The sequence below is a fragment of the Pimelobacter simplex genome (genome assembly GCF_024662235.1).
Classification (GTDB): domain Bacteria; phylum Actinomycetota; class Actinomycetes; order Propionibacteriales; family Nocardioidaceae; genus Nocardioides.
Genome location: NZ_CP096276.1, coordinates 2,409,439 through 2,423,085 on the forward strand (window position 1 = coordinate 2,409,439; position 13,647 = coordinate 2,423,085).

Annotated in this window: 13 protein-coding genes; 5 read left to right on the top strand and 8 right to left on the bottom strand. The window is 66.4% G+C overall.

Features of this window, described 5'->3' with window-relative positions; translation table 11 throughout:
• The first annotated feature begins 72 nt into the window (after positions 1 to 72).
• Positions 73 to 297, top strand: a complete 225-nt coding sequence (locus M0M48_RS11945; RefSeq protein ID WP_257751297.1) for a hypothetical protein — start codon at positions 73 to 75, stop codon at positions 295 to 297.
• Here M0M48_RS11945 and M0M48_RS11950 read toward each other — a convergent pair.
• From M0M48_RS11950 to M0M48_RS11960, 3 genes are all read right to left on the bottom strand, one after another.
• Positions 294 to 1,424, bottom strand: a complete 1,131-nt coding sequence (locus M0M48_RS11950; protein WP_257751298.1) for a hypothetical protein — start codon at positions 1,422 to 1,424, stop codon at positions 294 to 296. The genes M0M48_RS11945 and M0M48_RS11950 overlap by 4 nt on opposite strands.
• A gap of 143 nt (positions 1,425 to 1,567) precedes the next feature.
• Positions 1,568 to 2,023 (bottom strand): hypothetical protein, encoded by a 456-nt coding sequence (locus M0M48_RS11955; protein ID WP_257751299.1) that lies wholly within the window; start codon positions 2,021 to 2,023, stop codon positions 1,568 to 1,570.
• Complete coding sequence (locus M0M48_RS11960; RefSeq protein ID WP_257751300.1) at positions 2,016 to 3,005, bottom strand: hypothetical protein; 990 nt, start codon at positions 3,003 to 3,005, stop codon at positions 2,016 to 2,018. The genes M0M48_RS11955 and M0M48_RS11960 overlap by 8 nt, the downstream gene beginning before the upstream one ends.
• Before the next feature lie 379 nt (positions 3,006 to 3,384).
• On the opposite strand from M0M48_RS11960, the gene M0M48_RS11965 reads away from it, so the two are divergent.
• Positions 3,385 to 4,506: a hypothetical protein gene (locus M0M48_RS11965; RefSeq protein WP_257751301.1), complete on the top strand. Its 1,122-nt coding sequence runs from the start codon at positions 3,385 to 3,387 to the stop codon at positions 4,504 to 4,506.
• 4 nt (positions 4,507 to 4,510) lie between these two features.
• Here M0M48_RS11965 and M0M48_RS11970 read toward each other — a convergent pair whose 3' ends face one another.
• The 5 genes from M0M48_RS11970 to M0M48_RS11990 all read right to left on the bottom strand — a co-directional run bounded on the left by M0M48_RS11970 (position 4,511) and on the right by M0M48_RS11990 (position 9,320).
• On the bottom strand, positions 4,511 to 4,837 hold the full coding sequence (locus tag M0M48_RS11970) for a DUF3883 domain-containing protein (RefSeq protein WP_257751302.1): 327 nt from the start codon (positions 4,835 to 4,837) through the stop codon (positions 4,511 to 4,513).
• A 214-nt stretch (positions 4,838 to 5,051) separates the two neighbouring features.
• Entirely contained in the window at positions 5,052 to 5,783 is a 732-nt protein-coding gene (locus tag M0M48_RS11975) for a hypothetical protein (protein ID WP_257751303.1), read from the bottom strand.
• Positions 5,784 to 5,801: 18 nt separating this feature from the next.
• Positions 5,802 to 6,122 carry a hypothetical protein gene (locus tag M0M48_RS11980; protein WP_257751304.1) on the bottom strand — a complete coding sequence of 107 codons (321 nt, stop codon included), beginning with the start codon at positions 6,120 to 6,122 and terminating at the stop codon, positions 5,802 to 5,804.
• A gap of 107 nt (positions 6,123 to 6,229) precedes the next feature.
• Positions 6,230 to 7,474 carry an IS256 family transposase gene (locus tag M0M48_RS11985; protein WP_257750619.1) on the bottom strand — a complete coding sequence of 415 codons (1,245 nt, stop codon included), beginning with the start codon at positions 7,472 to 7,474 and terminating at the stop codon, positions 6,230 to 6,232.
• A 523-nt stretch (positions 7,475 to 7,997) separates the two neighbouring features.
• Entirely contained in the window at positions 7,998 to 9,320 is a 1,323-nt protein-coding gene (locus tag M0M48_RS11990) for a DUF6884 domain-containing protein (protein ID WP_257751305.1), read from the bottom strand.
• 204 nt (positions 9,321 to 9,524) lie between these two features.
• Between M0M48_RS11990 and M0M48_RS11995 the strand changes: the two genes are divergently transcribed.
• From M0M48_RS11995 to M0M48_RS12005, 3 genes are all read left to right on the top strand, one after another.
• Positions 9,525 to 11,348 carry an SIR2 family protein gene (locus tag M0M48_RS11995; protein WP_257751306.1) on the top strand — a complete coding sequence of 608 codons (1,824 nt, stop codon included), beginning with the start codon at positions 9,525 to 9,527 and terminating at the stop codon, positions 11,346 to 11,348.
• Positions 11,345 to 12,757, top strand: coding sequence for an argonaute/piwi family protein (locus M0M48_RS12000; protein WP_257751307.1), 1,413 nt, complete (start codon positions 11,345 to 11,347; stop codon positions 12,755 to 12,757). The genes M0M48_RS11995 and M0M48_RS12000 overlap by 4 nt, the downstream gene beginning before the upstream one ends.
• A gap of 139 nt (positions 12,758 to 12,896) precedes the next feature.
• Positions 12,897 to 13,562: a hypothetical protein gene (locus M0M48_RS12005; RefSeq protein ID WP_257751308.1), complete on the top strand. Its 666-nt coding sequence runs from the start codon at positions 12,897 to 12,899 to the stop codon at positions 13,560 to 13,562.
• Positions 13,563 to 13,647 lie beyond the last annotated feature (85 nt).

Sequence of the window (13,647 nt, forward strand, 5' to 3'; positions counted from 1 at the left end):
GTCCTCTGCCGTTTGTCCGCTCAGGTGGACCTAACAGGACAACTATCGAACCCCACTCCCCCGTTGGCCCGGATGCTGAGCGGCAAGAAGTCGCAGGTCAGCGCCGGGTCAGCCGGGAACAGCGGCGCACCCGTGCGGCAGCGACAAGTCCGCCTGTCGGACAGTCAGCAGCGGGAGCTGGTGCAGCGTCACCGCGAGGGCGCATTCAAGAAGGAGCTGGCTCGCGTCTATGGGGTCCATGTCGAGACGGTGCGGGCGATCGTGAAGCGGTATTCGACAGGAGAGCCGAACAGCTAGTTCTCGGTCTCTAACTCGGCTACCGCTGGCGCCCACAGTTCCCACCGATTGGCCCGGCCGCGCCGGACTTCGGCGTCCGGGTACTGCTGCTGGAGCTCGCTGAGCTTGGCGACGACCTCGGCAATGGGCAGGCCGGAAGGGACGACAGCAAGAGGCTGCGGCTTGAGATTCGGAGGTGGCAGCGCCTGAGCCTCACGGCGCTTGGAGAACTCCTCCAGCATCCGTCGGGCTTCCCTCATTCGTGCCGCCCACCCAGGCCAGGCCGGACAAGGCGATCCGGGAGGCCAGACCCATCCGTGACGCGCCATCGGCGTGGCGCACTCAGAGCACATCTGCTCGGCGGCGAAAGGCCCCTCTGCCAGGAGGCCGTCGAGTTTCCGACTGGCTTCGGCCAGCTTGGCCCTGTGTTCCCTGCGCTCTGCCTTGTCGGTGCACGCCTTCAGGGCGGCCTCCAACTCCGGCACCTTCTCCTTGAGGTCGCGCACCTTTCGCTCGCGCTCAAGCCGATACGACCACCACGTGTGCTGACGCCGGTCCCCTGGGAGCCAGCCGTGCTCGTCGACGACGTCCTCGGGATCGCCGACGACGGGCACCAGCTCGTCTACCTCGGCCTGGAGACGTTCAACGTTCCCCTCGAGTTCCTGGATCCCCTGCTCGCGACGCTTGGCGTCCATGGCGGGGAACCGCGTGCCGTCGCGGTAGCCAGTCAGCTCCGTCACTTCGTAGTCCAAGCGCGACTGCACCTCGAGCAGGCGAAGGCGGGCGTTGAATCGCCGCTCGTCGTAGCGCTCCTTGTCGCGCTCACGGCGTGCTTCGTCCTTGGCACGCTCCTTCTCCCGCGCGCGTTCCCGGCGGGCCTGCTGTGCCTCCCACTGCTTGATCGTCACTGGCCGGTGACCAGGTTCGGCCCGCTGCCACTGGCCCATGATCTCGGCCGCGCCGTCGATGTCGGCCTCGCGCTCGTCGCGGATCCAGGGATTCCACATCGCGTCATGATTGAGCTCGATGAACAAGGTCCGCGCGGCAACGAACTCGTCAGCGGTTGTGGTCGCGCCTTCGCGTGGTTTCCAGAGCATGCCGTCGTGCTGGATGACGCCGGCGGGGATCACTGTGGTGGCCGAGCCCATGAACAGCACTATGCGCCGGTCGAGGGCACCAGACGAGGGGGCAGTCGGTGAACAATAGGAACAAGCATCCGCCCACCGAGTGGGCCAGCAGCCGAGGGATCCGCGGGGAGGACGGGCTGACGACGGCTCCCGTTCGGCTGGTCCTACAGCTCGAATACGGCGTTCGGGTCGTCCATGGCACGAACCAGCTCTGTGATGTTGCAGAGGTCCGCAAGGGGTGAAGTACGGGCAACCTCGACGATTCCGGTCACCACGGCCTGCATCGCCGCGACATCGCCAGACTGGACCGCCAGATCCAGGCTGTCGAACAGTCGCGAGTTGGTTTCACGGCGCTCGGCGAAGATGCGATCGAAGTAGTTGCGCAGGGTGTCTCGCGCCAACTCGATCCTGGCGACCTCGGTCTCCCGATACGTCTTGAGCTTCTCGCGCTTCGTGCTCTCGGTCGCCCAGATCTGGACGGTCTCGCGCACAGCCCCAACGAGCTCGGTGAGCGCACCCACGGCCTCGGGATCGCTGACCTTTTCGACCGCCCCGCGCACCACCTCGGCGGCCGTCGCAGGCACGATCGCGCCGTCGGATCCGTTCTTCTGATCAGCCATTTGCCGCCTCCGTCGCTGTATCGCGGTACTTGAAGATGAGTGGATCAGTGCTGTCGTCGAGATCGCCAGACTCGTTGGCGACCGGTGCGGTGGCGACGTCTCGGACCGCCTTCACAAGGACTAGTGCAGCCTGGAGGCGCTGTGCGTGCAGGTCGATGGAGAACGGCTCCGATTCAAGCAGGTCCAGGGCGTCGGTGGCGCGCGATGCCAATCGGCTGAGGATCTCGTCCAGCTCCCGCGTCCGCTCCTGGACGCCACGCAGGAGTTCATCGCGCGCATCAAGTTGCGCGATTGCCACATCGACATCGGTCCGGAAAGCGTCAGACTCAGTTCGCGCTCTGACGCCTTGGTTCAGCACCGTGAGGCCAGCGATCAGAATCATGGGACTAACGGTCGCCACCTTGAGCACGGTCGACCCCAGCTTGATGCCACCTCCACCGGACTGAATGCTTCCGCCGCCAAGAAACGCCAGGGTCGCCTTCTCAGCAGCTGCCCCGTTCAAGTCCGCGATCGGAGTGCCGGTGCTGGCCCTCGCCAGCTTGGTGACACCCGCCCGAACCGCTCCCGGTGTGGCGCGACCCGCGGCGACCGAGTTGACGATGCCTTGAACCCATCCCGCGACGTCAGGATCGAGCCTGGCCATGCCCACCACCCGCGTGTTCGACCCGTCTACCCCATCGAGAATCAGATGCTCGTGGGCTCGAACCTGCTTTGCCTGGCGCTCGAGGAAATCTCGCATCCGAAAGATGACCTCGCGCTGCGCCGCTTCCTGCGTCCGCCCAAACACCTGCAGCGCCGTATTAGTGACCGCAACGGCCTCCAGGTGGGTGCTGTGGCGCTCCTCGTAGCGTGCCGCTTGCAACTTGTTCTGCCGTCGAGCAACGCCGGTCTGAACAAGACCGGCAGCACCAGCCACGACGCCTGTGCCCGCCGCCAGCGCGCTCCCAGCGAAGATGAGCAACGGGACACGCGGAACAGCCACCGTCGCCTCCTCCCCGGTAAGGCCGCGATGACGTTCGCAGCTCCCGTGATTCTATTGGGGCGGTCCGACACAGACGCGGTGTCCAGTCACCATCACAGCGTGGGAGCCGCAGGTTGAGGGTCAGCGGTGGTGTCGAGCGTCCAAAGCGTCTCGAGGTCCGTCGTCGCGAACACCGAGGTCGGGCAATCTCGGATCAGGCAGGGGCCAAACTCGGCGTCCGCCAAAGCGTGCAAGTCGCCCGCTGACAGCGGGTTCGGTTCGGTTGACATGGGCCAATCGTCTCCGTTTTCACGGCGCAGGCGCGGAAGTTATCCACAGGGCCGCGGGGAGTCGTCGCGAGTGCCAACACACAACCATTCGCGACACATAGCGTGGGCTCGTGAACGAGCTCGCATCTGCGCTTCCCGACCTGTCCTTCGTGATACCGGCAGCCAACGAGAACCGCTGGAGCGATCTGCTCGCGTCATTGATCGCTTCCGACCCGGAGCCTATGGCCAGTCTCGTCGGGATCACCTTTGAGACCGTCCAGCGGGAGGTCGTCATCCCCGGCCAGGAGAGCCGCAAGTCCGATCGGTTGGATCTTCTACTCCTGGCGGACGGCGTCGCCGCTGCTGCCATTGAGGTCAAGCTGCTCTCAGACCTTGGCCCAAAGCAGCTGGAACGCTACGCCGCAGCCTTTCCGGCAGCTCGCTTCCACCGCGTGCTTCACCTCGATGGACTCCCGGTCAACCTGCAGCGGACGCCGCCTTGGGAGTCATTGACGTGGGAGGCGGTGCTCCAGGCCTACGCATCCAGCCCGAACGCATGGGTGGCCACGACGGCACGGGCCTGGCTTCTGCAGCTCCCTCTGTTGGTCCCCCAGGTCGATGCCAACACCGTGTGGAACGACGTCCCGGACGACGCCCCGGGAATGGAGCTCGCCCTTCGGGCCCGCATCGCCTGGCTATCGCGTCAGTTGGATGGGTGGTGCGGGTTACCACACGACATCGAGCCGTCCTCTGGTGGCGGGACGTGGGCGGTGCGGATCTGGACGTCGTCACGAGCAGCCGGCCACCTGGTAACCGCCGAACTCCAAGAAGGCATGACGGCATTCGAGTGGAAGCCGGACCCGACCAAGCCCTATCGGCAACGGCTGCGCGGGCCGGTCGTGTTGCTTGGCCTTCGTCAGGACGACGTCGATACGTCGGCCAATTTCGACTGGGCGCAGCTCCACGCCATGTTCGCTGAGCACGTCCTTGGTGAGGACGGGGCGGCGCGGGACGACCGCGCTTGGCACGTCACGGCGGCGCGACCCGGAGACCCGGTCGATCGAGCCAACTGGGAGACGATTGTCGCGGCCGGTGCCCCGCGCTGGCTCGGAAAGGGTTGGGGCATGAAGGTCGCGAGAAGTGCGCAGTCCTGTCTCTTCGGAGCCCGCTTCCAGCTCCCGCCAGACAGCACCCTCGGGGAGATTGACGCCGAACTTCAGAGGCTCGAGCCGGTGATCGCGCGCATGTTTTAGTGCGTCAGACGTCGAGTCGCTGGTCCTCGGGCGGGTAGAAGTCGTAGTCCAGCGGCACGAGGTCATCGTCGTCGGGTTCCCATGTGTAGAGCTTGAGCTCCCCGCTGGAACGGTCGACGTTGCCATCCTCGTCGAGTCGGATTCCAGCGACGATGCCGATCACACATTCGCCCGGATGCTCACGCGCGAAGGCGACCTCGTTGCGCGTCACAATGACCCGTTCGCCAGCGGTCGTGGTGCCTTTGGCTTCGAGGTAGATGACCTCGCCATCCTTGGTCGCCTTGGCGTCGAATGGGTTCCCGTTAGCGGAGGTCTTCGACGTCCCAGCCATCCAGGTCGTAGACAGCCGTCAGGCGTTCCTGAGCGAGGTCTTCAATCTGCTTGCGCAGGATGGCGTCGAGTCGACGCCCTTGGCCCTCACCTACCGAGCCCGTTGTTGGGGTCGGGGCCTGTGAGCCGCGCACCGATGCGACGTGCCCGGACCACAGAGCCTCCAACTCCGGCACGACGGCGGGATTCACCTGTGTCCCGCTGGCCTGCGGCTCTCACTGCGCCTCGGGCAGTTCCTGGAGCAGCACTTCGATCGGGAGCGGGTCGTCGAGGTCGATCACCGTGTCCCAACTGACGTCGGCGTAGTTGGCGATCGCCCGCGATCCGTCCCAGTGCTCGGCTTGGAAGACAGACGAGGTGAAGGTGCCGCTCGCGAAGATGCCGCGCCCCGACACGCCCTGGCGGAGCAGGAAGGCTCGATCGCCTGGGGCGATCTTCTTCGTCGTGGCGCCAGTCGACCACCGGCCTTCGACCGGATGACCGGCTTCCGTGGCGACAATCCAATCCGCGAGCAGATCGGGATCCAAGTCCCACTTCTTGGGGTTGTTCGTCAGGAGGAAGACGTCGGGGTCGGCCCCGCCGATCGGATCGTCGATGTACGCAATGGTGTTGCGTCCTGTCGGCGCTGGCATACGCATGAAGGCCTCGCGCACCGGGTCACCCGGCGGCAGAACACGCCCCTCCAGTGACCACTTCCTGCTAGCACCCCGAGGGTTTGATTCCTGCCCGCGGCCCGTCAGCTCGGCGACGAGGCGAACCCTGCCGTCGTAGGACAGGGTCGCGTAGCGCTCGTCGTCGACGCGGTCACCGAAGGTGTGTCGACCTCGGTTGTGATCCCAGTTGACCTGATCGGACGCGTCGTCGTCCCAGCCCGCCCAGGTTCGGCCCATGGAGTCGGTCGCGCGGTCGACAGCGAACCTCGCCTTGAGCTTGATATTGACCGCCACGTCTTGATCCCCTCGGCGCTACTTGATGACAGGTCGCGCTTTGGCGACGAGAACGTCTTGGCGGAGTTCAGCCGGGTCGAGCAAGACACCGGCGTGCATGGCTGCGCTCGCCGCCAAGTTCAATGCCACATGCGGCAGGCAGGACACGTCTGAGATGAGTTCGCCAGACGCCGCCATCGTCAGCAACTCTTCAAGCCGGCGAGCGGCTGCCACAGCGTCGGCGTGGTCCTGATGGCCTTCCACCGGCTCTGGTTTACCGTCGCTCGTCACCATCGCCTCTGCGAGTAGCAGGTTGGCTCGCCCGGCGAGGAACGCATCCGGTTGGGTCGTCGCGACCACCCGTGTGCCGGATCGATCCGCGACGTAGTGCAGTAGCCACGGCAGTTGGACCAGGTCAAGTCCGCTGGGGTGGTGTACGAGGTTGATCCCTCGGTTGGGCGTGTCGGTCAGGCTGTGAGGGCCTGGAGTTCGGGTTCGGTCACCTCCTCGACGACGCAGGTGTCGACGGCCTGGGCGCGGGCGAGGACGTCGAGTCCGAGGTAGCGGCGGCCTTCGGCCCACTCGTCGTGCTGCTCGGCCAGGACGGCGCCGACGAGCCGGATGATGCTGGCCCGGTCGGGAAAGATCCCGACCACGTCGGTTCGCCTGCGGATCTCGCGGTTGAGGCGCTCGTTGGGGTTGTTGGACCAGATCTGGCGCCAGATCTCCTTCGGGAACGCGGTGAAGGCGAGGATGTCGGCACGAGCGTCCTCCAGATGCTCGGCCACCTTGGGGAGCTTCTCGGCCAGGGCGTCGACGACCCGGTCGAACTGGGCGTGGACAGCGTCGGCGTCGGGCTGGTCGTAGATCGAGTGCAGCAGCGCCTTGACCCAGCCCCACGAGGACTTCGGCGTCGCCGACATCAGGTTCGCCGCGTAGTGGGTTCGGCAGCGCTGCCACGAGGCGCCGGGCAACGTGGCGCCGATCGCGGCCACCAGCCCGGCGTGGGCGTCGCTGGTGACGAGCTTGACCCCGGCCAGGCCGCGGGCGGTCAGATCCCTCCAGAAGGCCAGCCACCCGGCGCCGTCCTCGCTGCTGGTGACCTGCACGCCGAGGATCTCGCGGTGCCCGTCGGCGTTGACGCCGGTGGCGACCAGCACGTGGACCGGCACCACCCGGCCACCTTCGCGGACCTTGAGCACCAACGCGTCGGCGGCCACGAAGGTGAACGGCCCGGCCTCCTCCAGCCGTCGGGTGCGGAACTGCTCGACGTGCTCGTCGAGTTCCTTGGCCATCACCGAGACCTGGCTCTTGGACAGGCCGGTGATGCCGAGGGTCTGCACCAGCTTGTCCATCCGCCGCGTCGAGACGCCGAGCAGGTAACAGGTCGCGACCACACTGGTCAGTGCCCGCTCTGCTCGCTTGCGGCGCTCCAGCAGCCACTCGGGGTACAGCGAACCGGTGCGCAGCTTGGGAACCGCGACGTCCAGAGTGCCGACGCGGGTGTCGAGGTCGCGGTGCCGGTAGCCGTTGCGGGAGTTGACGCGCTCCATGCTGCGTTCGCCGTAGCCGGCGCCGCACACCGCGTCGGCCTGCGCCGAGAGCAGCGCATTGACGAACGTGGTGAGCAGGTCCCGCATCAGATCAGGACTGGCCTGGGACAGCTGCTCGTTCAGGAACTGTGCAGGGTCGATACTGGGTCCAGCGGTCATCGTCGTGGTCCTTCTTCGAGTCGGTTTTCGCAGATCACTCGAAGGATCCACCCGGTGGCCGCGCCTACGTTGGAGGCACGCGCTCACTCAGGTCCGTCGTACACCACTCTGCTGGACTCCACTTTGGACCAGGCCCGTCGCAAGTACGCCGGCGCCTGCGCCGGCACTCCATGACCGGTTATGTTCCCCGGTCCTCGCCCGACCGAGGTCAGTCCAGCCCACAGCATCGGCAGAGGGCACCGGCACTGAGAGGGGGCACTCGAAGGCCAGCGCCACCTGGCCACCGGATTCCAGCGTCGAAACCACGGCGTCGCCGAGTTGGCTGGGGTCATCTTGTCCTCGGTGGCTCGCGTCGGCGGTCGACCAGCAAAATCCGCCCTTGCGTCGGACCGAACCGACATCGACCCCGAAGATCTGGACCCCGCTTGGCACGTTGGACTTGGTCATGCGGATCGGGACCTTCCATGCATCCGCGCGATCGACGGATCGCGCGGATGTCCGAGGCCGATTCGGCGCCCCGGGGTCATCGGTCGCCCCCGTCTTCAGCAGCCTTACCCGCGTACTTCTTCCTGAGCGCAGACATCCTCACCCGGAGCGGCGTCTTGGGGACCTTGGCCAGGTTGAGGGGTGGATCGAGCTCGGTCAGGATTGCGGATTCCAGATGGTCAAGGGTGTCGACATCAGCGACGGGGATCGGGATGACTCGGAGGTGCGCGTGCATCCACCGGGTCAGCTGCTCCTCGTCGATCGTCGGCTGCCCGTCGGCCTCGGCAAGGATGGACCCCAGGCTGCGGCGGAGGGTGGAGAACTCATGCTTCTTGCCTAGGTGCATGGTGGCGATCCGACCCCAGAGGGTGTTCGAGGAAGTTGTGCCGCCACTTCGCGTCGCGCCGGCCAGACCGGCGTAGATGAGGCCGGGCTGGATCGGGTGGCCCAGGCCTAAGGCGAGGTCGCTAGCGCCAGCTTCGTCGACCCACCAGCTGTAGATGCCAGGGACGCGGAGGCCTGCGCCACCGCCGGCCAGGATGTCGCCGAGCGGCCTGGCCATTTCCGCGTCCCGAAGCTGCGACACCACGACCGAGGTGCCAGGTCCGACGGTGCCGTCGTGCTGGAGGTACCAGGACAGACGCCGGCCGAAGGAGAGGCCACGGAGCTGGTCGAGCACCTGGGCGCCACGCGGTGCGAGGGCTGCTTCCACCGACTCGACGTAGGTCGCTCCCGCGTGGATGTCGACAAGCAGGTCCGCCAGGGAGCCAACCGCCTGCTCCAACTGCTCCGCGACCTTCTCACCCCAAGCCGTTCGGTACTCGCGCGAGGTGTCGGGGAGGTAGCGCTCGTAGGGCTCAAGCCATTCCTCGGGGCTGATCAGGCCGTGCTCGGCGGAAAGAATGAACCACGGCCGGCCACTCGCTTCGGCGTAATTCCGCATCTTCGCGAAGTAGTCCGAGACATAGAGATCCTTGGCCGGGGCTCCGTGGTCGAGCTTCGTCTTGACGCAGCCCACGAGGACGACGTCCGCCGGTCGCCCCGGTGTCCGGGTCGCCAAGGCGGTGGGCTGCTTCGTCGTCGCGGGCACGCGTCGAGGTGTGGGAGCAGAAGGTGCCCTCGTGCTGCCTCCGCCGATCGTGAAGCCGAGGTTCTGGAGCCAACGACGGGAGGACTGCGACTGGAAGCGCTGCCGATCCGTGACCCCCGTCGCGAGCGAGATGACCTGCTTGACGGGCCAGCGCGTGCCGTCGATCTCGACCCAGTACTCGCGGACGTCCTCGGGTACGTGGTCAGCGAGCCGCGCACGGACCAACTCCGGCGTCAGTTCGAAAGACTCGCCGTCCAGTGTGAAGCGCATGCCTATTGATATCGCGGGAGTCCGACAGAAGTCCGGCGATAGCCAGCTCACGCGAGAGGCCGTGGCCTGCACCAACAACGACCGATCTCCACAAAGTTGTCGCACCCCCGTGGCAAGGTGGGTTGGCTGCCTGTCAGAAGCATCAAGCGGAAGACGGCTCATCGTCTTACTCGCTTCTTCGCCCTGTCAGGAGGTCCGTCGCAGATGTCGTTCGAGGTTGTCGACCACGGCACGTTCGCGCGGCAATGGGCCGTGCAGAGTCCCAAGATCGGCTGGCTGCTCGGTGCTGGTGCCAGCGCCGCCGCCAGAGTGCCGACCGCCGACCACGTCATGATGGATCTCCTCCTCAGGATGTATGCCGATGCACACCAACTGGTCCGGCAGAGCCTGTCCCTCTCCGAAGCCAGGGACCGGGACCGCATCCGCGAGTACTACGACAACCGCAATGGAATGCCTGCCCTGTCGGATCCCTCGGCCTACAGCGTCGCCTTCCAGCTGGCCCTTCCCGATGCGGGCGCGAGGCGGCAGCATCTCCGTTCGCTGTTCGAGGGCCGGTCGCCGTCTTACGGGCAGCGGATCTTGGGTGCCTTCGTGGCCGCCGGACTCTCCGACCTCGTCATCACGACCAACTTCGACGACCTCATCGAGAGGGCTGTTGACCAAGCCCAAGTCACGCTGGGCGACCCGACGCGCAGCCGGATGGGCGTCGTTGATCTGGGCAACTCCGGGCAAGCGAACCTAGCCCTCAGCGACAGTGACTTCCCGTTCCTCTTCAAGCTGCACGGCGACTTCCGCGACCGCGAGCTGAAGAACCTGGAGTCCGAACTGCAGACGCAGGACGCCAACATGCGCCAGGCCGTCCTGGACGCCAGCCGTCGCTTCGGCCTGGCGGTGATGGGCTACAGCGGCCGCGATGCCAGCGTCATGGACATGCTCAAAGAGGCGGTAGCCACCGAGGGCGCCTTCCCAGCTGGTTTGTGGTGGATGGGTCGCCAGCCAGAGACGGTGCTCACGCCGGTCAAGGAACTCTTCGACGCCTGCGCGTCCAGCGGCGTCTCGGCCTACTTTGTGAAGATCGAGACCTTCGATGAAACTCTGGGCGCTCTCGGGCGCCAGGCCGAGCTTCCCGACGCCCTCCGCGGCTACGTCGACGGCTTGCAGACTAAACCGCGTGCGGTCGACGGTGGACTCCCCCAGCACGATCGGGGTTCGCTGCCAGCCCTCCGGATGAACGCACTACCGGTCTTGGAGACCCCAACACGAGCGCTCCGGGCAACGCTGACGAAGGTTCCGGATCGTAAGGAGATGGGCCAGGCTCTCCACGACGTCTTTTGGCGGGGCGCTGCGGTGCCCTCGGGGCGTCAGGTGCTGGCTTTGGGGAGCGCCGAAGTCCTCGGCAAGGCGCTCGATATTGAGGGCCAGATCGACCAGTGCGACATCAACCCAGCCGCCGAGGGCGCGCCCACGGTAGAGCGCGCGCTCATTTATGAAGCACTGGCGCGCGGACTCGCCCGCGACCTTCCCGTCCAGGCACGAATCCGCGACTCGGGCCACCGCCTTATCGTGACGACCGAGCGGAAGGATCGCCCCGACAGCCAGCGTCAATCGCAGGTGCGGAGGCTCCTGCGGGAGGCGTACGGGGAGGACCTGACCGGCGAGTGCCCGCTGAAGCTTGGACGCGGAGCCAACGGAAAGGCGCGCCGGTACGGCGAGTCCGTCGAGCTGTCGCTCGAGTGGCGGCTCGGGGTCCTGTGGCTGCTCTTCGTGCCGCGCACGTGGGTGTCTGCGCTGCCGCCCGCCGATCGGCGGAAGGGACAAGGAGATCCGGCGTCAGCCTGGCGCAAGGAACGCTGGGTCAACCGCCGCAACGAGAAGTGGGCGGCGATCATCGACGCCTGGGCCAAGGCCATCGCGCCGAATGACCACACGGAGGTAACCGTGCTGCCGGCTGGCCTCAGCGAGAGGGACCTGGTCGGAGGGCGCTTCGTGCTGAGTCGGACCACCGCCTACAGCCGGGAGGCCAAGTGACTACCCAGGTGATCGACAGCAGGCTGCCGCCGCACCGGCTACTGGACGAGCCGCTGCTCGCCTTCGGCAACGGCGGCAGCGACAAGCACCCGCTACGCGGCCTGCAGACGCATGGTCCCTACAGTCGGGACTCCTTCGGCTCCGCCGACATCCGATTCGCGGTCATCACAACCACGGCGCTCTACCCTCGGGCGCGCCAATTCCTCGGCACTCTCGTCAGCCAGCATCGACCGACGGATCGGCCGAAATACGTCCCTCCCTATCCCGGCTTCAAGAACGTGTACGGCGTCGACCTCACTCCGGCTGACGACTCGGTCGTCCAGCTCGACCCGGGCATCACCAATGCGCCCGATCCCCACTTCGCGATTGCTGCAGCCCTTGCCCAAGCAGTTCGGCAGCTCACCGCGACACGATCCCGCTGGGATGTCCTGATCGTGGCGCTGCCCGCAGCATGGCGGCAGTGGAAGGTGTCCAGCGACGGCGCCTTCGACCTCCACGACCAGCTGAAGGCCTTCGCCGCCCCACTAGGCATCCCTACCCAGATCGTCTGGGAAGACAAAGCCATCAGCTTCAAACACCCCTGCAGCCTCAGCTGGCGCCTCTCGATGGCCCTGTACGCGAAGGCGGGCGGAACACCGTGGCGACTCCACCGCACGACTGATGCCGACGTGGCGTACGTCGGCCTGTCGTACGCAATCCGAGGCGGCACCTCGGACGCCTTCGTCACGTGCTGCTCGCAGGTGTTCGACGCCGATGGCGGCGGCATGGACTTCGTGGCGTACGACGTCGGCCAAGGTGTCGACCTTGAGAACCCTCACCTCACGCGCGATCAGATGCGGGCCGTCATGAGCCGAAGCGTTCGGCTCTACCAGGATCGCCACGCCGGCAATCTGCCGACCAGGATCGTCGTCCACAAGACCACCCGTTTCCGCGACGACGAGGTAGACGGGGTCTTCGACGCTTGGGATGCCTGCGAAGAGGTGGAGTGCGTCCGAGTCCAGGCGAGCACGCCATGGCGCGGCGTTCGCCTGGTCGCAGCGAAGCCGGGCCAAGGCCCGAGCCAACCGGCCAATTGGCCCGTCCAGCGCGGCACCCTCCAGTTCCTGTCTGGCCGCGACGGCCTGCTCTACGTGAACGGCACGGCAATCGGACTAGCCGCCGGGAACGGCAACTTCTACCAAGGCGCCAAGAGCATCCCTAGCCCGCTGCTCGTCACCCGGGACGCTGGCTCGGGGCCGCTGGAGCGCACCGCCGATGACGTGCTCGCGCTCACCAAAATGGACTGGAACAACGACGCGCTCTACGACCCGCTGCCGGTGACGATCAAGTACTCCCAGACGCTGGCGCGAGTCATTGGGCACACGCGGGGGCTTCCCGATGCGGCCTACCCCTACCGGCTGTTCATGTAATTCCACCTGACCGAAAGGTCACCTGTCCGCCGCGCTCGCCATCTGGGCGATCCGGTGACGGTTGATGAACCATGACGGCCCGAAGTGTCGGAGGTCCCATCTAGCGTGGCTCGGGCCAGGCCGACCAAGGAGGGATCGCGTGTCAGACCGATTGGATGAGGTGCTTAAGCACCGGTACGTCTACGTGCCGCGCGGCGAGACGAAGGACACCCTGCAGCCCGGCAAGCTCCTCGGCCTGGCCGTGGCGCGCGCCCGGCGAGTGCCCCTGACGGTCCTGGCACCGCAGAAGAACTCGGCGACCTTCCACGACGAGCTCGCCAAGCTCGAGATCGTGACCGAACGCAGCGGACAAGTCAGCGACGGCGGTGTCGTGCTCGCGTGGTGCCCCAGGTTCAAGACCATGGAGAAGGCCCAGCACCTGGAGCAGAGCGTGGTCATCCTCGTGGAGTGGATCCCAGGTGAGTTCGAGGGCTGGGCCAAGCTGAACCAGGCCTACAACGTCGTCACCGGCAAGGTCATGGACGCCGCGCTCACCCCCGCAGCCGTCGAGGCGCTCGATCGCCTCGTCTTCGAGGGGTACAAGGGCTGGACCGACAGCATCTCGGCGCGGATGGTCACGAGCTACCTCACGGATCTCGCCGACGCCGGTGCGTACGACCGCAATATCGTTCTGGCGTACGCCCGGCAGACGAAACACGAGGGAGCAATAGAGCGGCTCCAGAAGATCATGGACGCCTTCGAGGCGCCCCGGCTGCCGCCGAGCGAGTCCGAGTTGCGACAGTTCCGGACCAGTCGGCGCTGGTAACCCACCGAGGTAGCCGCGCCGGAGCCACCTCCTCGCGACGTTCGAGGCGCCGACCGTAGGCGACCGTCACGATTCCGATTCGGCG